Origin of the sequence: Bowmanella sp. JS7-9, assembly GCF_004329715.1 — a bacterium.
In the GTDB taxonomy this organism is placed as follows: Bacteria; Pseudomonadota; Gammaproteobacteria; order Enterobacterales; family Alteromonadaceae; genus Pseudobowmanella; species Pseudobowmanella zhangzhouensis.
The window spans coordinates 34749-55822 of record NZ_JXSY01000022.1; the positions used below are offsets into that span (position 1 = coordinate 34749).

Genomic DNA, 21074 nt, shown 5'->3' on the forward strand with positions numbered 1-21074 from the left:
AAGGGCGCCAATCGGCGCCCTTTAGTTTAAGCAGAGTGTCAGCGCTTAAACTTAAACGGTTACGTCACCAAAAATGGATTCCATGCTTAGCCCGTTGTGGGACAGGATATCACGCAGGCGACGCAAGGCTTCTACCTGTATTTGTCTTACGCGCTCACGCGTTAAACCGATCTCTGCACCAACATCTTCCAACGTCGACGGTTCATAACCCATCAGGCCAAAACGGCGGGCCAGCACTTCGCGCTGTTTGGGGTTCAGTTCATTCAACCAGGTCACGATATTGTTACGCATATCGTCATCCTGCAGGTTGTCTTCCGGCCCCATATCCCGCTCGTCGGCGATGATATCCAGCAAGGCTTTGTCATTGTCACTGCCAATGGGCGTATCGACCGAACTGATACGTTCATTGAGACGCAGCATTTTGGTGACATCCTCAACCGGTTTATCCAGTTCTTCGGCAATTTCTTCGGCGGTCGGTTCGTGATCCAGTTTCTGCGCTAACTCGCGGGCGGTACGCAGGTACACGTTCAATTCTTTTACCACATGGATGGGTAAGCGGATTGTACGGGTTTGGTTCATGATTGCCCGTTCAATGGTTTGGCGGATCCACCAGGTTGCATAGGTGGAGAAACGGAAACCACGTTCGGGATCGAATTTCTCGACAGCGCGGATCAAGCCCAAATTACCCTCTTCGATAAGATCCAATAAGGCTAAACCACGGTTGTTGTAGCGGCGGGCGATTTTAACCACCAGACGCAGGTTGCTTACTATCATGCGTTTGCGCGAGGCTTCACAGCCGCGCAGGGCTTTGCGGGCGAAGAATACTTCCTCTTCTGCTGTCAGCAGAGGGGCATAACCGATTTCACCCAGGTAGAGCTGTGTGGCATCGAGATTCTTCGGATAATCATCTTGTGCAGCCAGGATTTCTTCGATGGGATCGCTGCTGTCATCCTCATCGGTTAGCATATCTTCGGTGGTAATATCATCGATATCATCTGCGATATCAGTTTCAGTAACGACGGATTTGTTCTGACCCATTGCTGAATCTCCAATTATCGATTGTACAAACCTATACAGGCCTCCGTAGTTATAATTATTTATTGTTATAGTCAGTGGATGAGTTCAGCCGTTACCCATAGACGTCTGAAGGTCGTCTCATCGCTTGGGAAGAAAGCGTTGTGGGTCGACCGACCTGCCCCTGTAGCGGATCTCGAAATGGAGCTTGACCCGATCAGTGCCACTTTTTCCCATTAGCGCAATTTTTTGACCGGCTTTCACAACATCCTGTTCTTTGACCAGAATTTGTTGAGTGTGAGCATATGCGGTTAGGTAATCGTCAGAATGTTTAATAATGATCAGATTGCCGAATCCACGTAATGCATCGCCGGTGTACACCACTTTACCCTCTGCAGCGGCTACAATCGTTGTGCCGGCCTGGTTAGCGATGTCTAATCCTTTATTCCCCTGTTCCCTGAGAGAAAACTGCTCGACAATTTCACCGTCTGCAGGCCACACCCATGAAGAGACTATATAGGTTTCGGATGGGGTGCCATTGGAGGCATTTGCCGCTCTCTTGGAATCAACATACGCCTGTGATTTTTGGCGGTCAACAGGTTGATTTACCTTTATTTTTGAGGTCTGACCAGTAAATTCGGTATCGTTATTTGACTGACCGGCGGTCAGTTGTTTTTGCTTATTTTTGCCCTTGCTGGGCGTGCCCTGCAGGCGTAGTGATTGCCCCGGTTGTAGAATATAAGGCGCGGCGAGATCATTGAGTGCCGCTACGGTTTGAAAATTTAAATCGTATAAAAACGCAATGGAAAACAGCGTGTCGCCTTTGCGAACCAGATAAGTATCAGGCGGCGCGAGTAAATTGTTGTTTTGTGCAGGCAAACTGAGATCGCGTACTGGCGCGGGTACATGGGGAGCGGCACAACCGGCCGCTAAGCCGCCAATGATGATAAGTGTTGCTATCCTGCAGCACATGGCCGGTGTTTACCTGAGCAGCAGGTACGCCAGTACCGCCAGTGCCACCGTCGCCCAACCGATGGTTTCTATGTGCTGACGTAAGGCGTTCTCCATTTTTGGTCCTCCCCAGCGCATCAGCCCCGCGACCAGATAAAAACGCATGCCGCGTCCGACAACCGATGCGATCACAAACGGCAGGAAGGCTAACTGCAAAAAGCCGGCACTGATAGTAAAGACTTTGTAGGGGATGGGTGAAAAGCCTGCCAGAAATACTACCCACACACCGTATTCTTTAAACCAATCAATGGCATGTTGCATCTTGGCTTCATAGCCTGCTTCAACGACCAGAGGGTGAATAAAACCACTGTAGGCATATTCACCGAGGAAATAGCCTGCAATGCCACCTAGTACCGACGCGATGGTAGCAATCATTGCAAAGCGCCACGCTTTGGAAGGGGTACCCAGCGCCATGGGCGCCAGCATCACATCGACCGGAATCGGGAAAAACACCGACTCGGCGAAACTCATCGCGGCCAGATAGCGTGGTGCATGGCGATGTTTAGTCCAGCGCAGGGTGCTGTCGTACATTCGTTGAAATAACTTCACAGCAGGGCTCCCGGCACCAGAGGCACAAAACGTACGGCTTCGATAATCTGACTCTCAAATTCGTCGCCGTTACGGGTGATACAGTACAGTTGCTGGGTGTCTGAACCCACCGGGATAATCAGACGCCCACCGTCATTGAGCTGATCCAACAGCGCCTGCGGCATGCTGGCGGCGGCAGCGGTAACGATGATCGCATCGAACGGTGCCTTGCTTTGCCAACCTTGCCAACCGTCACCATGTTTCATCGACACATTGTGCAGATCAAGCTGGTTCATGCGGCGCTTGGCCTGAAATTGCAGTGATTTGATCCGTTCAACTGAATAAACATGGCCAAATAACTGTGCCAGTACCGCCGTCTGATAGCCGGAGCCCGTACCGATTTCCAGCACGTTCTTCGGCTGGCAGGGCGCGGCCAGCAATAGTTCGGTCATCCGCGCCACAATATACGGCTGCGAAATGGTTTGCCCTTGCCCAATCGGCAGAGCAGTATTTTGATAAGCTTTGTGCTTTAGGGCATCAGGCAAAAAGATATCGCGCGGAATGGCCGCGATAGCACGCAGCACATCAGCATGCTTTATTCCTTCCTGCTGTAACAGCAGTGCAAGTGAATCCCCGAGACGAGCAGTGGTACGGCGTGTGTATTGCATAATGTTGTAATTTTTATAGTTTGGTAATCCATTGGGTTAAGTCATCCATACTGCTGTAGGCCGTCATATCTACCGAAAGTGGTGTGACTGACACATAACCTGTGGCGATGGCGTGAAAATCAGTGCCCGGACCGGCATCCTGTTCCTGTCCTACCGGGCCGTACCAGTATATCTCCCGACCCCATGGATCGGTAGCCCTGGCCATGGATTCTGCCCGATGGCGACGACCCTGACGAGTGACTTTAATACCCTTTATCTGCTCAAGGGGCAAATCCGGTACATTAATGTTTAAAATTTGATCCGCAGGCAGAGGATGTTTCTGCAGATGACGGATAATCTGTGCTGCTACGCTGGCCGCGGTGGTGAAGTATTTTCCCTGATAATTGCATAAGGATACGGCAACGGCCGGCAACCCCATGTAACGCCCTTCGGTGGCCGCCGCCACGGTGCCGGAATAAATCACATCATCACCCAGATTGGCGCCGTGATTGATACCGGACACTACCATGGCAGGTTCTTCATCTAAAAAGCCGTTGATGCCCAGATGAACACAGTCTGAGGGTGTACCATTGACCGCGTAAAAGCCGTTTTTCATTGGCGCAATCCGTAGAGGATTGGTCAGGGACAAGGCGTTACTGGCGCCGCTGCAATTGCGATCAGGTGCGATAACCGTGACGTCGTGCTCTAGCTGCAGGGCTGCAAACAACGCTTGCAGACCATCGGCGTGTACCCCATCGTCATTACTCAGCAGAATTTTCATCAGCAGCTCCTTCGTTGACATTGACCAGTTCGCGCAGCACTGCGGTGGCGAAACAGCCACTTGGCAGACTAAAGCTTAATTGCAGGGTGTCGTCCTGCCAGTGCCACTGCATATTTTGCGGCAGTAATTTAATTGCCCGTCGCTCTTGTTGCAGACTCAACCCGTTTAACGCCTGGCAAACCGACTGTTGCTGAACAAATACGCTGTTTTCAAGCTCTGCCGACTCTTTTTGTGCAGGTGAGTTGTCTTCACCCCACAGTGGGCCCGTGATAAAAATATCGCGCTCGTTTAAGCGCCGGATAATTTCGCTGTCGATTGTTTCTGCTACAAAGAAACTCTGGCTGCCAGCCAATTGCATCACGTCACCGGATATTGCCTGCTCGAAGCGACCCTGTTGCAGCCGTTCGCTGATATAGTCGTTAAACAGTTTTGCCCTCAGCGCTGAAATGGCCATTGAACGGCGGTTACGATTGCGGATAGGTTCGCCATCGGCCATGCGCAGCCCCAATAATAAATTGCTGCCGCCGTTACCAAAACGCTGCTGACCAAAATAATTGGGGACGCCCTGTTCACGGATACGCGCGAGGCGGTTATCCAATTCATCACTTTGGCTGAGCTCGCGCAGGCAAATATCAAAACGATTGCCACGTAATGCACCGATGCGCAGTTTGCGGTTATGACGGGTACAACTAAGAATCTGTGCGCCTGCCAATTTCCACTGGCTGAAGTCCGGCGCAGTGCGCTTGGGCATTTGCACGCTGAAATACTGGCGGGTCAGGGCATACTTATCTTTGCGTCCTGCATAACTCACGTTACGTAAAGGCACCTGCAGATATTTGGCTAGTTGTTCGGCCACGAACGCGGTATTTAAATTGACTTTTTCCAGCCAAATTAAATGGTGTTCACCGTCGCCGCTGGGCTCGGTCAGCGGAATCTCGGTAACCTGAAAATCCTCCGGAATACTTTTAAACAGCGCGCTTACGCTGGGTTCACCGTGCCAATAGTGCCAGTTGGGTAGCGGGTTATTTTCCATCGGCAATCAGCAAAACCACTGCCTCACATGCAATTCCTTCTTTGCGACCGGTGAAACCGAGTTTTTCGGTGGTGGTCGCTTTGACGTTGACTTGGCCTATGCCCGTAGCCAAATCCTCGGCGATGCGCTCACGCATCTTATCGATGTGGGGTGCCATTTTCGGCGCTTGCGCGATGATGGTGATATCCGCATTGCCCAGTTGGTAACCGTTTTCCCGCACCAACGCATACACATGCCGCAGCAGTCCGCGCGAGTCAGCGCCGGCATAGGCGCTATCGGTATCTGGAAAATGTTTGCCGATATCGCCAAGCGCCAGTGCGCCAAGCAGTGCATCGCATAGTGCGTGCAGGGCGACATCACCATCTGAGTGGGCGATAAGGCCCTGCTCATAATCTATTTTTACCCCACCGAGGGTAATTGGTCCCGCACCACCAAATTTATGCACGTCATAGCCGTGACCAATTCGAATCATCATAAAAAGTCCTTGCTGCGCTCGGTCAGATAAAGCTCCGCCAGCGCTAAATCTTGTGGATGGGTAATTTTAATATTATCGGGACTACCCTCAACCAGCGCGACCGGATGGCCGGCCAACTCCATCGCCGAGGCCTCATCAGTAATGGTGTGGCCCTCTGTTAATGCGTGCTGCAGTGCTTCACGCAGGGCTGGCAACGGGAAAAACTGCGGCGTTAATGCATGCCATAAATCGTCGCGGCACACAGACGTCGCAACCAATCCTGCACCATTTCCTCGTTTCATGCTGTCACGCACCGGGCAGGCCAGAATGCCACCATGTTGTCCGTCTGCCAGGGACAGCAGGGCATCAATGTCCTGATGGCGCAAACAGGGACGGGCAGCGTCGTGCACCAATACCCAGTCGGCATCCATAATCTGATTGAGTCCGGCGAGGACTGAGTCTGCGCGCTCCAAACCTCCGTCTACGCGGGTGAGCCAATCTGCATCAGCAATGGGCAGATGGCCGAAGTAGGGATCTTGTGGATGCAGCGCCAGGTATATCTGTCCGATGCGCGGATGGGCGTGCAGCGCATGCAGCGTATGCTCTAACAGGGTTTTGCCATGCAGGTGTAAATACTGCTTCGGACGATCTGCCTGCATACGCTTACCCACTCCGGCAGCAGGCACAACGACGGGAAACTTATGCACAAAAAAACCTTATGGCTACTGAGGTAAAATTCGATAAAAGGTTTCGCCGCGTTTAATCAGGCCTAACTCGTTACGCGCCCGCTCTTCGATGGCGTCGAGTCCGATTTTTAGATCCTGAATATCGGCCTTCAGTAATGCATTACGCTGAATGAGATTGGCATTTTGCATCCGTTGTTGTTCCACCTCTTGTTTCATCTGGCGATATTCCACGATGCTATGCTTGCCAAACCACAGGCGATACTGCAGGGCAGATAACAACAAAACCAGAATCAGGGTGAACCATCTCATCAATAAGGCGTCACTGGTGTAATTAAACAATCTGAGAGTATTATGCCGGATGTGAGCCAACTGGCAATGGCAAAAGGGTGGCTATTGCAGATATGCAGATAATCAATATGGGGAGTCGTTTGCGCAAAGGTATCATTTTATTACTGTTCGGGTGGATCTGCGGTTGGCCAAACAACGTGCTGGCAAGCGAGCCGCCGCTGCGGATTGTAACCTCGCTGGATGGGCCGTTTGTGTTTGTGGATGACAGTGGCAAGCTCAGTGGTTATGCGGTCGAGTTAATCGAACAAGTGCAGCAGCAGTTGGGTGAAACAGTCAGCATTGAGGTCTATCCGTGGGCAAGAACGAAGCACATCCTGGATACCGAACCTAATGTGTTAGCGTTTTCGGTGGTGAAAACCGATAACCGCGGTGAGGAATACCACTGGCTCACACCTATCAGTCGCAACGTGTACGCCCTTTTTAGCCATAAAGATAACCAATTTGAAATTAATACGCTGGCCGACTTAGCCCGGTTACAGCAAATCGGTGTATTGCGGGGTGATTTTCGCGAGCAAGTATTAGTGGATGCTGGCTTAACCAACCTGCATGCGTTCAACAGTTGGGATCAGGCGCTGGAGTCGTTACTGCTGAAGCGGCTCGATGGCGTGTTTTTTTCCGCCGCCGGGGTGGATTTACTGTGCCGTGAAGATCTTATCCCCAAAGGCTACGCCACCTGTCTGCAAGATATTACACCGTTATATATTTACCGGGTGATCCCGTCTTTTGTGGTGATGTCGAAACAATCAGATAAGGCATTGGTGGCACGCTGGCAGGCGGCTTTTGAACGGTACAAAGGTGAGCGTGCATACGTCTTGATGGCAAAACGCTGGCAGGACACTTACCATCGTAAGGGTATGCGCTTGTCCTTTGCCAATGGAGCCTTTGATTTGTGGCAGGCTCAGTAACGTTGTTTGACGTGATTTTGGCTGCTTTTCGCGGGACGCTGATAATCCTCGTGATTGATCGGCGGTAGCGTCAGCGGCGGTGGGTCGATGCGCTGGTATGGAATTTTGTCGAGCAAATCTGCGATACAATTGAGCCGCGCGCTGAGTTTGTTGTCTCCATCGACCACATACCAGGGATTATCACGTGTATCCGTGTGGGCGAACATGGCATCTTTGGCGCGCGAGTAATCTGCCCATTTCGTGCGTGAGGCTAAATCCATCTCGGAGAATTTCCAGCGCTTGAGCGGATTGGTCAGACGGGCGTTGAAACGCTTTTCCTGCTCTTCATCAGACACAGAAAACCAGTATTTAATCAGAATGACGCCATCGCGGCTGAGCATTTGTTCGAATTGCGGGCAGGTGAGCAGAAATTCCTGATATTCCCGTTCCGTACAGAATCCCATGACTTTTTCGACCCCGGCGCGGTTGTACCAACTGCGGTCAAATAACACGATTTGGCCGGCGGACGGCAAATGCGGCACATATCGCTGAAAATACCACTGGGATTTTTCTACGTCGGAGGGTTTGGGTAACGCCACGACCGACACGATACGCGGATTGAGTCGGGCGGTGATGGCTTTGATGGCGCCCCCTTTACCGGATGCGTCGCGACCTTCAAACAACACCACTACTTTCAGACCTTGTTGCACCACCCAGCTCTGCAGATAGCACAATTCAGTTTGCAGCTTCTTGAGTTCGCGATGATAGCGACGTTTATCCATCCAGTGACTCCCATCCAGATTCGCGGGGGTTTCAGCGTAATCAGATAGCAGAAAAATCTGTAATTTTGTTACACTGTGGCTGAGTTTGCCTACCTCACGGAGCCATCATTCAACTTATGCTGCTGGAATACAAGTTAATCCTGTCACTGGGCATTATTGTGCTGTTTATGTTGTTGCGCCTGGGCATAATTAAACTCATTCGTCATCGGCATAAGTCGAGTAAGGAAGATCGTCGCCACCGGGTCAATCTGGTAAAAAATATCGTTAATTTCACTGTAGTGATTTTAATGATGATCCTGTGGGCCCATGAAATGCAGGATTTTGCCCTGTCGCTGGCGGCGTTTGCGGTGGCAATTGTGCTGGCCACCCGTGAATTTATTCAGTGCATTACTGGCTTTATTTATCTGGGCTCTAACCGTATTTTCCGTGTAGGTGACTGGGTGCAAATTGGCGAGGATGTGGGTGAGGTTACAGAAACCGACTGGCTCAAAGTGATATTACAGGAAGTGGATATCCGCCGTTATGAGTTCACCGGCCGCACTCTGGTTGTGCCGAACAATATGTTATTGCTGCATCCTGTGCGCAATCTGAACTTTCTCAAGCGTTATGCCAATCACAATTTTGATTTGGTCAGAGATGGCAGCGTGGATGTGTTTGCCTTTCGTCAGGCGCTACTGGATAAGGCCAACGAATATTGTGAGCACTTCAGTGATGTGGCCAGCCGCTATAACAACCTGATTGAAAAGCGCCTGGAAGTGTCGTTGCCGGGCACCCAGCCCACTGTGCGGATTACCACTAACTACCTGGGACAGACGGTAACCACCGTCACTATTTTTTGCCCTACTGAGCAGGCGCTGGATATCGAGCAGAAGCTTACGCAGGATTTTATGCAGTTGTGGTTTGAGGCCAAATCGCAACAAGAGAATCAAACCAAGTCATAAGAGTTTTCCATGTTTGGATTTTTTGAAAAACTGGTCGAGCCTTTTCCGACCAGCGCGCCGGAGCAACCCCCGAAAAGCTTGTTGAAATTCTGCTGGCATTATTCCGCTGGTATGAAGCGCGCGTTGATTTTATTGTCGGTATTTGCCGCACTGATTGCCCTGCTGGAGGTGAGTTTGTTCGCCTATATGGGGCAATTGGTGGACTGGTTTGCCAGCCGTGATCCGGCCACCTTTCTGGCGCAAGAACAGCGCAATCTGATGTGGATGGGCGCGGTGGTACTGGTATTTCTGCCGCTGGCAGTATTGATACATTCACTGCTCAATCACCAGACCATTCTGGGTAATTACCCTATGCGTATTCGCTGGCAGGCCCACCGCTATCTGTTGGGGCAAAGCGTGGGCTTTTTCCAGAATGAATTTGCCGGACGGGTAGCGACCAAAGTGATGCAGACCGCGCTGGCGGTGCGTGAAACCGTGCGCAAAGTGCTGGATTTGATGGTCTACGTGGGGGTGTATTTTTTCTCCATCGTGGCCCTGATTTTCAGTATTGATTGGGTTTTGGGGATTCCGCTGCTGATTTGGCTGGCGCTCTATGTGACGATTCTGCGCATTATGTTGCCGCGCCTGAAAAGCGTGTCAGAGCGCCAGGCTGATGCCCGCTCAGAGATGACGGGTCGGATCGTCGACAGTTATACCAATATCACCACAGTAAAATTATTTGCCCACAGCAGCCGCGAATCAGATTACGCGCTCAATTCCATGCAGCGTTTTCTCGGCACGGTCTATCCGCAGATGCGGCTGGTGACAGTGCTGAACATTCTGGTGTGGGGCAGCAATGCGTTGCTGATATTTTCAACCTCGGCGCTGGCCATTTATTTATGGTTACAGGGGCAAGCCAGTGCCGGTGATATTGCCGTGGCGGTAAGTTTAACCCTGCGCCTCAATGGCATGAGTCAGTGGATCATGTGGGAGGTGTCGGGCCTGTTTGAGAACATTGGTACAGTGCAGGACGGTATGAACACGCTGGCCTTACCGGTCGCGGTAAAAGATGCGCCAGATGCTAAACCATTGGCAATCCGCCAGGGTGAAATCCGCTTTAACCAGATTCAGTTTAATTACGATGAGCGTAACCGGGTGTTTGATGCGTTGGATATTCATATCAAGCCAGGTGAAAAAGTCGGTCTGGTAGGGCGTTCCGGCGCGGGTAAATCTACCCTGGTGAATCTGCTGTTGCGCTTTTTTGATGTGCAGGGCGGCAGTATCGAAATCGATGGCCAGGATATTCGTAATGTTCAGCAGGAGTCCTTGCGCGAACACATCAGCATGGTTACTCAGGATACATCGTTACTGCACCGCTCGGTGCGCGACAATATTCTGTATGGGCGACTGGACGCCAGCGATGAGGACGTGGATAAGGCCGCGCGTCAGGCCGAAGCCTACCAGTTCATTCAGCAATTATCCGACAGCCATGGGCGTACGGGGCTGGAAGCGCATGTAGGGGAGCGCGGCGTGAAGCTTTCCGGTGGTCAGCGTCAGCGCATTGCTATTGCCCGGGTGATGCTCAAGGATGCACCGATTCTTATTCTGGATGAAGCCACCTCGGCACTGGACTCTGAGGTAGAAGTGGCGATTCAGGACTGTTTAAATCAGGTCATGCAAAACAAAACGGTGTTGGCGATTGCCCACCGTCTGTCAACCATTGCCGCGATGGATCGATTGCTGGTATTGGACGAAGGACGCATTGTCGAGCAAGGGTCGCATCAGGAATTGCTTGCCCAGGGGGGGATTTATGCCAAGTTGTGGGCCCATCAGACCGGTGGATTTCTGGGACTGGAATAGGCCATCTGTGTCACGCATAATGGCAGCGCAAATTACAAGGAAAAAGCTGTGTCAGGTAGGTTGTTAAAGTCCGGGATTATTGTCAGCGTAATGACGCTGATTAGTCGCGTGTTGGGACTGGTGCGCGATGTGGTGGTGGCCGGATTGCTCGGTGCCGGTGGCATGGCCGATGTGTTCTTTTTTGCCAATAAAATTCCTAACTTTTTGCGCCGTCTGTTTGCAGAAGGGGCGTTTGCCCAGGCGTTTATCCCGGTTCTGACCGAAGTAGAACACGGCGGAGACAAAGCCGCGTTACGCCTGTTTCTGGCGCGGGTGTCCGGCACGTTAGGCACGCTGGTACTGGCGGTAACGGTACTGGGCGTGATTGGCTCGCCGATTCTGGCTATGTTGTTTGGTACGGGTTGGTTTGTGGATTATCTGGACGGTAATCCGGATGGCGAGAAGTATCTGCTTTCGGCACTGATGCTGAAAATCACCTTTCCATATCTGTTTTTTATCACCCTCACTGCACTGTCTGGCGCGGTGTTGAACACGCTTAATCGGTTCGCCGTCGCAGCATTTACGCCGGTTTTACTGAATGTGGCGATTATCGTCGCGGCCCTTTATCGCGCCCCTTATATGGATACGCCTGCCGTTGGGCTGGCGTGGGGCGTCTTTGCCGGTGGGATTATTCAACTGGTGTTTCAGATCCCTTATCTGGTCAATGCCGGGGTATTGGTGCGCCCACAATGGGGCTGGTCTGATCCAAAGGTGACCAAAGTACGCCGCCTGATGATTCCGGCGTTATTTGGCGTATCGGTCAGTCAAATTAATCTGCTGTTTGATACCTTTATTGCCAGTTTTTTACAGGATGGCGCCATCAGTTGGTTGTATTACAGCGATCGTTTACTGGAATTCCCGCTGGGGTTGTTTGGTATCGCCATCGCCACGGTGATTTTACCTACTTTGTCACGCAATCATGTGGCCACCGATAACACGCAATTTTCGGCCAACATGGACTGGGGCGTGCGTATGGTCTGCCTGCTTGGCATTCCCGCCGCAGCCGCGTTAATTGTGTTGGCGGCGCCGATGCTGACGGTGCTGTTTGAGCGCGCCGAGTTCAGTGCCAATGATACCCAGATGGCCGCCATGAGTTTGATGGCTTACGCCAGTGGATTGCTGTTCTTTATGTTGATTAAAGTGCTGGCCAATGGCTTTTTTGCCCGCCAGGACACCAAAACCCCGGTACGTTTTGGTATCACAGCGATGCTGGCCAATATGCTGTTTAACGTGATTTTTGCCATCCCCTATGGCTACGTGGGGCTGGCTATGGCCACAGCCGCTTCAGCGCTGTTAAATGCGGGCTTGTTGTACCGCGAGTTGCATCGTCTGGGCGTCTACCGAATAAGTCGCAAGACGCTGGTGTTTATACTGCAGGTGATGATTGCCAGTGTGGTGATGGTGGCAGTGCTGTTATTGTTGATGCGCTGGTTGCCGGTACTGGGTGTGAGCAATGAACCAGAGCGGATCATGCAACTGGTCGCACTGATCGTGTGTGGTGCAGTGACCTTCGGGTTGATGTGGCTGTTGGCGGGTGGGCGAGTCAGCACCCTGATGCAGCGAAATAGCCAATAATTCAGCATTGGCGGACAATTTGCCGCCAATGTGCCTTTTTTTACACCTTTAGTCGGTTATAATCCCTCGCTTTACGTCGGCAAAATTGGGGAATTCGTGGAGCTGGTTCGCGGTCTGCACAACCTGCGCAGTAAACATCATGGCTGTGTGCTTACCATCGGGAAATTTGATGGTGTGCATTTAGGGCATCAGGCCGTATTGGCGAATGTTTGCCAAGAAGCGGAAGCACGTCAGTTGCCCGCCACAGTGATGGTTTTTGAACCTCAGCCAGAAGAGTTTTTTGCACCCCAGCGTGCACCTGCACGTCTGTCCCGCCTGCGTGACAAATACAATGAACTGCGCCGTATCGGAATCGACCGCCTGCTGTGTATGCGCTTTGATCAGCATTTCGCCAGTTGGCCAGCAGAGGCGTTTATCCGCGAGTTGCTGGTGGAGCGACTCGGCGTGAAGTTTTTGGTGGTCGGTGACGATTTTCGTTTTGGTCAGGGCCGACAGGGCGATTTTGCTATGTTGCTCGCCGCCGGCAAACAATATGGCTTTGAGGTGGTCAGTACCCAGAGTTTCCGTCTAGAGGACTGTCGTATCAGTTCTTCCGCGGTGCGCGACGCGCTCAAACAGGGAGATCTGGCCAGTGCACAAATGATGCTGGGTCGCCCCTATAGCATTGCCGGTAAAGTCGTGCACGGACAGAAAAAAGGCCGCACCATTGGCTTTCCTACCGCCAACGTTTTATTGAAACGTTGTGTTTCGCCGGTCAGCGGCGTATTCGCGGTTACCGTTAACAGTGCCTTTGGCCAGTTTTTCGGGGTGGCGAACATTGGTACGCGCCCCACAGTAGATGGCGTAAAACCACTGCTGGAAGTGCATATTTTTGATTTCGACCAACATTTATATGGCCAGCAAATTGAGGTGGTGCTGGGCAAAAAGTTACGTGACGAGCTTAAATTTGACTCGTTTGAACACCTCAAAAAGCAAATAGAAATTGATGTGCAGCAGGCACGGGATTTTTATCGGCACAACTAAGTTTCATTTGCCAGAAAATGATACTATCTGGCGATTAGTATTTAAGCGTACATACAAGACTGGATTTAAGGATTCATGAGCGATTACAAACCTACCCTGAATTTGCCGGAAACTGAGTTTCCCATGCGCGGTAACCTCGCCCAGCGCGAGCCACAAATGCTCAGCGAATGGAGCGACAAGAAGCTCTATTACAAAATCCGTGATGCCAAAAAAGGTAAAAAGCCTTTTGTGCTGCATGACGGCCCTCCGTATGCCAACGGCAACATTCACATTGGCCATGCGGTTAATAAAATCCTTAAAGACATTATTGTTAAGTCCAAGACCCTGTCCGATTTCGATGCACCCTATGTGCCCGGTTGGGATTGTCACGGCCTGCCTATCGAGTTGATGGTTGAAAAGAAAGTCGGCAAACCAGGCAAGAAAGTCTCAGCGGCCGAATTCCGTCAACATTGCCGTGATTACGCAGAAACGCAAATCGCTGGCCAGAAAGCGGACTTCGTGCGCTTAGGCGTGTTGGGTGAATGGGACAACCCGTATAAAACCATGGATTTTCGCTCTGAGGCGGACATCATCCGTGTGCTCGGCAAGATTATTGAAAATGGTCACCTGCAAAAAGGCTTTAAGCCCGTGCACTGGTGTACTGATTGCGGCTCTGCGCTAGCGGAAGCGGAAGTAGAGTATAAAGACAAGCATTCGCCGGCCATCGATGTGGCGTTTGACGCAGTAGACAGCGATGCGGTGGCGGCGTTATTTGACCATCCACAAGGCCATGCCGGTGAGGGTACGGTGCGAGCGGTGATCTGGACTACCACGCCGTGGACGTTGCCAGCGAACCGCGCAATCTGTTTGCATCCTGCGGTGGATTACACCCTGGTGCAGGTAGAAAAAGACGGCGTTAAGCAGCGTTTGATCATCGCCAGTGATCTGGTCAAAGATTGTATGGATCGCTTTGGGGTAGAGCATTATCACGCACTGGGCTTTGCCAAAGGTGGCAAGCTGGAAAATGTGCAGATGCGTCACCCGTTTCTGGACTTCGTCGTGCCGATGATCCTGGGCGAGCACGTCACCACTGACTCAGGTACCGGTGCCGTGCATACTGCCCCAGGCCATGGTGTGGACGACTTCAATGTGGGCCGCAATTACAATCTGGAAGTGGCAAACCCGGTTGGCGCCAATGGTGTTTATCTGGAAGACACGCCATTTTTTGCCGGTCAGCATGTATTCAAAGCCAATACTCCTATCGTCGAACTGCTGGCAGAAAAAGGTGCATTGATGCATCACCACGCATTTGAGCACAGTTATCCGCACTGCTGGCGCCACAAAACGCCGATTATTTTCCGTGCTACGCCACAATGGTTTGTCAGCATGGACAAAGCCGGCTTGCGTCAGGATTCATTGAACGAAATTAAGAAGACCCAGTGGATCCCTGAATGGGGTGAAGGCCGTATCTCCGCCATGGTGGAAGGCCGTCCTGACTGGTGTATCTCGCGCCAGCGCACCTGGGGTGTACCGATTGCCCTGTTTGTCGACAAAGACACCGGTGATCTGCATCCGAATACCGCAAACTTGCTGGAATCGGTTGCTAATGAGGTGGAAAGCAAAGGTATTCAGGCCTGGTGGGATCTGGATAGTGAAGCCTTGTTGGGCGCGGATGCGCAGCAATATGTCAAAGTGGCAGATACGCTGGATGTTTGGTTTGACTCAGGCGTGACCCATTATTTTGTGGTGGATCGTCGTGATGATATTCCTGCTGCAGCTGATTTGTATCTGGAAGGCTCAGACCAACACCGCGGCTGGTTTATGTCCTCATTGATGACCTCGGTTGCCATGCACGGTCATGCACCTTACAAGCAAGTACTGACCCATGGTTTTACCGTGGATGCGCACGGCAAGAAAATGTCTAAGTCATTGGGCAACGTGGTGTCGCCGCAGGACGTGGTAAATAAACTGGGCGCGGATATTCTGCGTTTGTGGGTTGCCTCGACTGATTATCGTGGCGAGATGACGGTATCTGACGAAATTCTCAAGCGTGCGGCCGACGCCTATCGTCGTATTCGCAATACCGCTCGTTTCCTGCTGGCGAACCTAAATGGCTTTAATCCGGCCTCTGATGCAGTAGCGCTGGATGACATGGTCGCGCTGGATCGTTGGGTTGTCGCCCGTGCGGCCAGTTTGCAACAGGATATTCTGCGCGATTATGAGAATTACGATTTCCTGCAAATCTGCCAGAAATTGATGCAGTTCTGTTCGGTAGAACTGGGTAGTTTCTATCTGGATATCATCAAAGATCGCCAGTACACCGCCAAGGCGGACAGCCATGCCCGTCGTAGCTGTCAAACCGCGCTGTATCATATTGCCGAAGGGCTGGTGCGCTGGATGGCACCGATTATGAGCTTTACCGCTCAGGAAGTGTGGCAGGCGCTGCCGGGTGAGCGCAGTGAGTTTGTGTTCACGGAAACTTGGTATGATGGCTTGAACAATCTCAATATCACCGATGAATTAGGCGATAGCTTCTGGGCGGAGATTCTGACCGTCAAAGACGAAGTGAACGCGGCACTGGAAGCTGCTCGCCGTGACAACCTGATTGGTGGCTCACTGCAGGCTGAAGTGACCTTGTATGCAGGCACGGAACTGATGCAAGCACTGAACAAATTACAGGATGAATTACGTTTCGTGCTGATTACCTCTAAAGCCTCGGTGGCTGCGGCCAGTGAGCGTCCGGCAGACGCCCGTTCTACTGAAGTTGACGGCCTGTGGATTAGCATTGCTAAATCAGCAGGGGAAAAGTGTGTACGTTGCTGGCATCACCGCGAAGATGTGGGTGCTGACACCGCGCATCCAGAATTGTGTTTACGTTGCGTAGACAACGTCGACGGTGATGGGGAAGTGCGTCACTATGCTTAGTGCCCTGAAAGATTCGGGCTTGCGCTGGCTATGGCTGAGCCTGATCGTAGTGATTGTCGATCAGGCCAGTAAGCTGTGGGTGCTGGACAATATGGCGTTGTACGAAACGATTTCAGTACTGCCGTTTTTCAATTTGTATCACGCCCACAATTACGGCGCGGCGTTCAGTTTTTTGCATGATGCCGAAGGCTGGCAGCGTTGGTTTTTTGTGATTATCGCAGTGGCCATCAGCGCGCTATTACTGGTATGGATGCGTAAATCACCTGCGTCTGAGCGCTTATTACCCGCCGCATATGCATTAGTTATCGGTGGGGCGCTGGGCAACCTGTACGACCGCCTGATGTATGGCTACGTGGTGGATATGATTCAGGTGTTTTATCAGGATTGGTATTACCCGACCTTTAATATCGCAGACTCCGCCATCTGTATCGGCGGTGCGTTGCTGATTTTTGATGCGTTTCGCACTAAACCACAAGAGGTAACACATGGCTGATATCGTTATCGGTCCTGGCAGCCAGGTTGTGCTGCATTTTGATTTAAAACTCACCGACGGCTCCGCGGCCGACAGTACCCGCGTCCATAACAAGCCAGCCAAGTTAACCATGGGTGACGGTAACCTGACTGAGGGCTTTGAACGCTGTCTATTGGGCCTCAAACAAGGTGATAAAAAGGAATTTACCCTGACGCCGGAGCAGGCGTTTGGTCAACCGAATCCAGACAATATTCATCATATGGATCGCAGCCGTTTTGGCGGGGATGCACCGGCCGAAGTCGGCATGATTATCGCCTTTACCCAACCGGATGGCGCTGAAATTCCGGGTATTATCCGCGATGTGACCGGGCATTCTGTCACGGTGGATTTCAATCACCCGTTAGCCGGGCAAACCGTTATCTTTGCGGTCGAAATTTTAGAGGTGGCCTGATATGCAGATTCATTTAGCCAACCCCCGTGGATTTTGTGCCGGTGTTGACCGAGCGATCACCATCGTCGAGCGGGCGCTGGAAATGTTTAATCCACCCATTTATGTGCGCCATGAAGTGGTACACAACAAATTCGTGGTTGAAGGGCTCCGTGCCCGTGGCGCAGTGTTTGTTGATGAACTGCATGAAGTGCCGGATGACAATATCGTAATTTTCTCTGCCCACGGCGTATCACAGGCGGTCAGACAGGAAGCAGAGCGACGCGGCCTGAAAGTGTTTGATGCCACCTGTCCGCTGGTAACTAAAGTGCATATGGAAGTGACCCGCGCCAGCAAAAAAGGTGTGGAGTGCATTCTGATCGGCCATGCTGGTCACCCGGAAGTAGAAGGCACCATGGGCCAATACAGTAATCCGCAAGGCGGGATTTATCTGGTTGAGTCAGTGGACGATGTAGCAAATTTAACGGTTAAAAATCCGCAAAAGCTGTATTTCTGTAGTCAGACAACCTTGTCTGTAGATGACACGGCGGATGTGATTGATGCACTACAGGCGCGTTTCACTGCGATTGAAGGGCCGCGTAAAGATGATATCTGTTATGCCACGCAGAACCGTCAGGATGCGGTGCGGGAACTGGCAGACAGGGTTGATTTACTCTTGGTGGTTGGTGCGCAAAATAGCTCTAATTCCAATCGCTTACGTGAACTGGCCGAAAAAATGGGCACCCGTGCGCATCTGATTAATGATGCCGATTGTATCGAATCGGCCTGGTTTGATGGCGTGACCAATGTGGGCGTCACCGCCGGCGCGTCTGCACCGGAGGTCCTGGTGCAGGGCGTCATTGCGCGTTTACGTGAACTAGGCGCCACCATGGTTACCGAAGTTCAGGGCCGTGAGGAAAATATCGAATTTGCCGTACCGAAAGAGCTACAGGTTAGGCAAGTCAGTTAATCTCATTACCAACATGCTGCCGGGGATTTTGTCATAGATTGATCCAGTGACAATACCTGGCAGGCTGCTTCATCACTGGTCTGTGAACCTCTTGCCGTCGCGGTCAGGCTATAGGTGGTGGCAGATTGTGCAGCTACCGCATAGGTATAAAAATCACTGACAGGCACGCCCAGCTCAGCAGTGGTGGCATAGGCATTATTTTCCAGTCTGAATTGTTCCTGAGCTAGCTGCAGACGTAGTAGTTGTTGTTTGGCATCATCGCGCCTGGCGACAATTACGCGCTCGTTAAAGGTTGGTACCGCAATCACCACAATAATGCCGAGGATGGCTAACGCCACCATTATTTCAATCAAAGTAAACCCGCTAATACGTTTCATTCTGTGCCGATACCTATATGCTGAAGGAATTGTTTATATACTAGTGCTTAGGTAAAAATAAAAGCGAACGTTTTTAGGTATAGCTAATGGCAACCAGGTACATACAACAAGGTTTCACCCTGATTGAGCTACTGGTGACTGTCGCGGTGATGGCGATCCTGGTCACTATGGGCGCACCTGCGATTCTGGATGCATTAAAGTCAAATACCGTGAAAGGCGCCGCAGATGGCAGTTATTACGCGTTGCAATACGCGCGCAGCGTGGCGATTTCGAAAGGGGTGGATGCCAACATTGATTTCCAGGATGGGGCAAATTGGTGTGTCGGGATAAGTGATGCCGGCGTATGTGATTGTTCCGTTGCTGCCAGCTGCACGGTAGATGGAGTTGAGCAACGGGTATTAGCTGCCGATTATCGTAATGTCACTATGCAGAATGTCACCTTCGTGGATCAGCGTAGTGTCATTGATAGCCGCAGAGGACTGGCCATCGGCAACGCCGGTCAACTGGAATTTACCGACGGCACCAATACATTGCGCCTGGTGTTGAGCAATCTGGGCCGACCGCGCATATGTGTGGCCGCTGGCACAGTGACCAGTTATGAGGATTGCTGAATGAATAAGCAACGCGGGGCCACATTGATTGAAATGATGATTGCGATGTTGCTGGGCATCACTGCATTGTCAGTGTTGTCCTCGGTTATCGGCATGGGTGTCGGATCAAATGGCCGCATGCTGGCGCAAACCCGACTCAAAGAAGAACTCTCCTCGATAATGGCGCTGATTGTGCGTGATGTGCGCCGTGCAGGCTACTTCGCCAACACGAATCTGATGGTGGCCGATCCCACCAATAATCCTAACCCGTTTGCCAACTCCATTGTAGTGAGTGAATTCGCCGGTGAAGCGGCCAATAGCTGCTTGCTGTATAGCTATGACGGAAATGGCAATGGCGTGATTGATGCTGCACCGAGCGAAGCCTACGGTTTTCGTCTTCGGGAAAACAGTCTGGAAATGCGTCAGGGCGGTTTGACCTGCACTGAGGCAGGGTGGCAGGACCTTACCGATGATGATGTGGTGAGTGTAACCGGCCTGACATTTAACGTGGTGCAGACGGTGGCCAATAACGTCAATAGTTACGAAGTCACGGTAACATTGCAGGGTACATTGGCCGATCTACCTAATGTCTCCCGTACATACGCAGAGACTTTCCTGGTGCGCGCTTATGATTAATGCTCAATTAGCCAAACAGCGCGGTGCTGCCATCTTGATTTCTGTGGTGCTGTTGCTGGTGCTGGTGTTACTGGTCAGCCTGTACACCGGCAAAATCAAATCCCTTGAACACAAAGTGTTACTCAACGAACAGAATTATCGTTTGGCGTTTGCAGCGTCCGAAGCGGGCCTGATGCACGGTTTTGGCATGTTGGATGCTGATCCGGATTGGCTCGGTGGCCCGGATGCACAGGTGCTGGGTAACAACGCCGGATTTACCGTACAGGGTGTGCGTCAGTTGGTGGTGCGTGATTCCGGCGAACTGACGTTGCTAACCCTGACATCTACCGGCACATCTCCAGATGGTCTGGCGACGGTAAATATGAGCGAGCAGGCCATTCAGTATTCGTTATTGGCTAACGCACCGGATGCACCTTTGATTGTCGCGGGCGGGTTAGCCGTCGGTGGTAATTTCGAAGTGACAGCGAACCCCAATGGTGGTGGGACGGGTGTGCCGCTGTCCATCTGGACTGATCAGGCCGTTGACCTAAACAATGGTTCAGGCACTACCTGTGGATTGTATGAATACAATCAGGGCAATTGCTCGAGCGAACCCTATTCAGAAGCTGGGTTTAAAGGCCTGGACATTGTTGATAATGACCCGGGGTTTCCCGATGACCTGATGGAATATCTGTTTAATGTGCCGGATGACAACTGGGCAGATTTACGTGCCGATGCCACAGAGATTCTGGCCGATTGTACGACCCTCAGCGCGGCATCGGTTGGCCTTATCTGGGTTGATGGCGATTGTACGATCAATGCCGGTACAGTCATTGGGACACCAACGTCGCCAGTGATTTTGATTGTCACCGACGGTGACATCAAGATGAATGGTGGTGCGTTGTTACATGGGATCTTGTTCTCATTCCGCAAACCCGGTGTGGTGGCGGATTTTGAAATCGATATGGCGGGTGGTGCACATGTTTTGGGTGTGGTGGCGTCCAATCACCCTGTTGGTCATGCAAATGGTACGTATAACGCTGTCTATGATGCCAGCGTACTGACGGCTATTGAACAGCATGATGCCTTTTTACGCGTAGCCAGAGTTCCTGGCTCGTGGCGGGACTTTTAGGA

General features: G+C 51.7%; 23 protein-coding genes. 12 read left to right on the top strand and 11 right to left on the bottom strand.

The window, feature by feature from the left end; translation table 11 throughout:
- Nucleotides 1–51: 51 nt before the first annotated feature.
- From rpoS to ftsB, 9 genes are all read right to left on the bottom strand, one after another.
- A complete protein-coding gene (gene rpoS / locus TK45_RS12940) occupies nt 52–1038 on the bottom strand; it encodes an RNA polymerase sigma factor RpoS (protein WP_131259262.1) in 987 nt (328 codons plus the stop codon).
- A gap of 117 nt (nt 1039–1155) precedes the next feature.
- Nucleotides 1156–1986 (bottom strand): peptidoglycan DD-metalloendopeptidase family protein, encoded by an 831-nt coding sequence (locus TK45_RS12945; RefSeq protein ID WP_131259263.1) that lies wholly within the window; start codon nt 1984–1986, stop codon nt 1156–1158.
- Between the two features lie 9 nt (nt 1987–1995).
- Nucleotides 1996–2574, bottom strand: a complete 579-nt coding sequence (locus TK45_RS12950; protein WP_131259264.1) for a YqaA family protein — start codon at nt 2572–2574, stop codon at nt 1996–1998.
- The gene (locus TK45_RS12955; RefSeq protein ID WP_131259265.1) at nt 2571–3221 is read right to left on the bottom strand and encodes a protein-L-isoaspartate(D-aspartate) O-methyltransferase; all 651 of its coding nucleotides are present in this window, start codon (nt 3219–3221) and stop codon (nt 2571–2573) included. Before TK45_RS12955 ends, TK45_RS12950 begins: the two co-directional genes overlap by 4 nt.
- A 13-nt stretch (nt 3222–3234) precedes the next feature.
- The gene (surE, locus tag TK45_RS12960) at nt 3235–3981 is read right to left on the bottom strand and encodes a 5'/3'-nucleotidase SurE (RefSeq protein ID WP_131259266.1); all 747 of its coding nucleotides are present in this window, start codon (nt 3979–3981) and stop codon (nt 3235–3237) included.
- Entirely contained in the window at nt 3962–5014 is a 1053-nt protein-coding gene (gene truD, locus TK45_RS12965; RefSeq protein ID WP_131259267.1) for a tRNA pseudouridine(13) synthase TruD, read from the bottom strand. The genes surE and truD overlap by 20 nt, the downstream gene beginning before the upstream one ends.
- A complete protein-coding gene (ispF, locus tag TK45_RS12970) occupies nt 5004–5489 on the bottom strand; it encodes a 2-C-methyl-D-erythritol 2,4-cyclodiphosphate synthase (protein ID WP_131259268.1) in 486 nt (161 codons plus the stop codon). The genes truD and ispF overlap by 11 nt, the downstream gene beginning before the upstream one ends.
- Complete coding sequence (gene ispD, locus TK45_RS12975; RefSeq protein WP_256372538.1) at nt 5486–6175, bottom strand: 2-C-methyl-D-erythritol 4-phosphate cytidylyltransferase; 690 nt, start codon at nt 6173–6175, stop codon at nt 5486–5488. The genes ispF and ispD overlap by 4 nt, the downstream gene beginning before the upstream one ends.
- A gap of 15 nt (nt 6176–6190) precedes the next feature.
- On the bottom strand, nt 6191–6463 hold the full coding sequence (ftsB, locus tag TK45_RS12980) for a cell division protein FtsB (RefSeq protein ID WP_131259269.1): 273 nt from the start codon (nt 6461–6463) through the stop codon (nt 6191–6193).
- A 92-nt stretch (nt 6464–6555) separates the two neighbouring features.
- Between ftsB and TK45_RS12985 the strand changes: the two genes are divergently transcribed.
- A complete protein-coding gene (locus TK45_RS12985; RefSeq protein WP_131259270.1) occupies nt 6556–7407 on the top strand; it encodes an ABC transporter substrate-binding protein in 852 nt (283 codons plus the stop codon).
- On the opposite strand, the gene ppk2 is transcribed toward TK45_RS12985, so the two are convergent.
- Nucleotides 7401–8168, bottom strand: coding sequence for a polyphosphate kinase 2 (ppk2, locus tag TK45_RS12990; RefSeq protein WP_131259271.1), 768 nt, complete (start codon nt 8166–8168; stop codon nt 7401–7403). The two genes, TK45_RS12985 and ppk2, sit on opposite strands and share 7 nt — an antisense overlap.
- A gap of 116 nt (nt 8169–8284) precedes the next feature.
- On the opposite strand from ppk2, the gene TK45_RS12995 reads away from it, so the two are divergent.
- The 8 genes from TK45_RS12995 to ispH all read left to right on the top strand — a co-directional run bounded on the left by TK45_RS12995 (nt 8285) and on the right by ispH (nt 18358).
- Nucleotides 8285–9109, top strand: coding sequence for a mechanosensitive ion channel family protein (locus tag TK45_RS12995; protein WP_131259272.1), 825 nt, complete (start codon nt 8285–8287; stop codon nt 9107–9109).
- 9 nt (nt 9110–9118) lie between these two features.
- Nucleotides 9119–10948 carry an ABC transporter ATP-binding protein gene (locus tag TK45_RS13000; protein ID WP_131259273.1) on the top strand — a complete coding sequence of 610 codons (1830 nt, stop codon included), beginning with the start codon at nt 9119–9121 and terminating at the stop codon, nt 10946–10948.
- Nucleotides 10949–10996: 48 nt separating this feature from the next.
- Nucleotides 10997–12562 carry a murein biosynthesis integral membrane protein MurJ gene (gene murJ / locus TK45_RS13005; protein WP_131259274.1) on the top strand — a complete coding sequence of 522 codons (1566 nt, stop codon included), beginning with the start codon at nt 10997–10999 and terminating at the stop codon, nt 12560–12562.
- A 96-nt stretch (nt 12563–12658) separates the two neighbouring features.
- Nucleotides 12659–13585: a bifunctional riboflavin kinase/FAD synthetase gene (gene ribF, locus TK45_RS13010; protein WP_131259275.1), complete on the top strand. Its 927-nt coding sequence runs from the start codon at nt 12659–12661 to the stop codon at nt 13583–13585.
- A 75-nt stretch (nt 13586–13660) separates the two neighbouring features.
- Nucleotides 13661–16489: an isoleucine--tRNA ligase gene (gene ileS, locus TK45_RS13015; protein ID WP_131259276.1), complete on the top strand. Its 2829-nt coding sequence runs from the start codon at nt 13661–13663 to the stop codon at nt 16487–16489.
- On the top strand, nt 16482–16982 hold the full coding sequence (gene lspA, locus TK45_RS13020) for a signal peptidase II (RefSeq protein WP_131259277.1): 501 nt from the start codon (nt 16482–16484) through the stop codon (nt 16980–16982). Before ileS ends, lspA begins: the two co-directional genes overlap by 8 nt.
- Nucleotides 16975–17412, top strand: coding sequence for an FKBP-type peptidyl-prolyl cis-trans isomerase (gene fkpB / locus TK45_RS13025; RefSeq protein WP_131259278.1), 438 nt, complete (start codon nt 16975–16977; stop codon nt 17410–17412). Before lspA ends, fkpB begins: the two co-directional genes overlap by 8 nt.
- A 1-nt stretch (nt 17413) precedes the next feature.
- Complete coding sequence (ispH, locus tag TK45_RS13030; RefSeq protein WP_131259279.1) at nt 17414–18358, top strand: 4-hydroxy-3-methylbut-2-enyl diphosphate reductase; 945 nt, start codon at nt 17414–17416, stop codon at nt 18356–18358.
- Between the two features lie 5 nt (nt 18359–18363).
- On the opposite strand, the gene TK45_RS13035 is transcribed toward ispH, so the two are convergent.
- Nucleotides 18364–18735 (bottom strand): type IV pilin protein, encoded by a 372-nt coding sequence (locus TK45_RS13035; RefSeq protein WP_131259280.1) that lies wholly within the window; start codon nt 18733–18735, stop codon nt 18364–18366.
- Nucleotides 18736–18821: 86 nt separating this feature from the next.
- On the opposite strand from TK45_RS13035, the gene TK45_RS13040 reads away from it, so the two are divergent.
- The 3 genes from TK45_RS13040 to TK45_RS13050 are packed head-to-tail and all read left to right on the top strand — an operon-like array spanning nt 18822 to nt 21072.
- Nucleotides 18822–19346: a GspH/FimT family pseudopilin gene (locus tag TK45_RS13040; RefSeq protein WP_131259281.1), complete on the top strand. Its 525-nt coding sequence runs from the start codon at nt 18822–18824 to the stop codon at nt 19344–19346.
- Entirely contained in the window at nt 19347–19961 is a 615-nt protein-coding gene (locus TK45_RS13045; protein ID WP_131259282.1) for a prepilin-type N-terminal cleavage/methylation domain-containing protein, read from the top strand.
- Nucleotides 19954–21072, top strand: coding sequence for a hypothetical protein (locus TK45_RS13050; protein WP_131259283.1), 1119 nt, complete (start codon nt 19954–19956; stop codon nt 21070–21072). Before TK45_RS13045 ends, TK45_RS13050 begins: the two co-directional genes overlap by 8 nt.
- Nucleotides 21073–21074 lie beyond the last annotated feature (2 nt).

What these genes read in the sequence shown, in the direction of transcription:
- rpoS (WP_131259262.1), bottom strand. Translation starts at nt 1,038, where the DNA reads ATGGGTCAGAACAAATCCGTCGTTACTGAAACTGATATCGCAGATGAT.
- TK45_RS12945 (WP_131259263.1), bottom strand. Translation starts at nt 1,986, where the DNA reads ATGTGCTGCAGGATAGCAACACTTATCATCATTGGCGGCTTAGCGGCC.
- TK45_RS12955 (WP_131259265.1), bottom strand. Translation starts at nt 3,221, where the DNA reads ATGCAATACACACGCCGTACCACTGCTCGTCTCGGGGATTCACTTGCA.
- surE (WP_131259266.1), bottom strand. Translation starts at nt 3,981, where the DNA reads ATGAAAATTCTGCTGAGTAATGACGATGGGGTACACGCCGATGGTCTG.
- truD (WP_131259267.1), bottom strand. Translation starts at nt 5,014, where the DNA reads ATGGAAAATAACCCGCTACCCAACTGGCACTATTGGCACGGTGAACCC.
- ispF (WP_131259268.1), bottom strand. Translation starts at nt 5,489, where the DNA reads ATGATGATTCGAATTGGTCACGGCTATGACGTGCATAAATTTGGTGGT.
- ftsB (WP_131259269.1), bottom strand. Translation starts at nt 6,463, where the DNA reads ATGAGATGGTTCACCCTGATTCTGGTTTTGTTGTTATCTGCCCTGCAG.
- TK45_RS12985 (WP_131259270.1), top strand. Translation starts at nt 6,556, where the DNA reads ATGCAGATAATCAATATGGGGAGTCGTTTGCGCAAAGGTATCATTTTA.
- ppk2 (WP_131259271.1), bottom strand. Translation starts at nt 8,168, where the DNA reads ATGGATAAACGTCGCTATCATCGCGAACTCAAGAAGCTGCAAACTGAA.
- TK45_RS12995 (WP_131259272.1), top strand. Translation starts at nt 8,285, where the DNA reads ATGCTGCTGGAATACAAGTTAATCCTGTCACTGGGCATTATTGTGCTG.
- TK45_RS13000 (WP_131259273.1), top strand. Translation starts at nt 9,119, where the DNA reads ATGTTTGGATTTTTTGAAAAACTGGTCGAGCCTTTTCCGACCAGCGCG.
- ileS (WP_131259276.1), top strand. Translation starts at nt 13,661, where the DNA reads ATGAGCGATTACAAACCTACCCTGAATTTGCCGGAAACTGAGTTTCCC.
- lspA (WP_131259277.1), top strand. Translation starts at nt 16,482, where the DNA reads ATGCTTAGTGCCCTGAAAGATTCGGGCTTGCGCTGGCTATGGCTGAGC.
- fkpB (WP_131259278.1), top strand. Translation starts at nt 16,975, where the DNA reads ATGGCTGATATCGTTATCGGTCCTGGCAGCCAGGTTGTGCTGCATTTT.
- ispH (WP_131259279.1), top strand. Translation starts at nt 17,414, where the DNA reads ATGCAGATTCATTTAGCCAACCCCCGTGGATTTTGTGCCGGTGTTGAC.
- TK45_RS13035 (WP_131259280.1), bottom strand. Translation starts at nt 18,735, where the DNA reads ATGAAACGTATTAGCGGGTTTACTTTGATTGAAATAATGGTGGCGTTA.
- TK45_RS13040 (WP_131259281.1), top strand. Translation starts at nt 18,822, where the DNA reads ATGGCAACCAGGTACATACAACAAGGTTTCACCCTGATTGAGCTACTG.
- TK45_RS13045 (WP_131259282.1), top strand. Translation starts at nt 19,347, where the DNA reads ATGAATAAGCAACGCGGGGCCACATTGATTGAAATGATGATTGCGATG.
- TK45_RS13050 (WP_131259283.1), top strand. Translation starts at nt 19,954, where the DNA reads ATGATTAATGCTCAATTAGCCAAACAGCGCGGTGCTGCCATCTTGATT.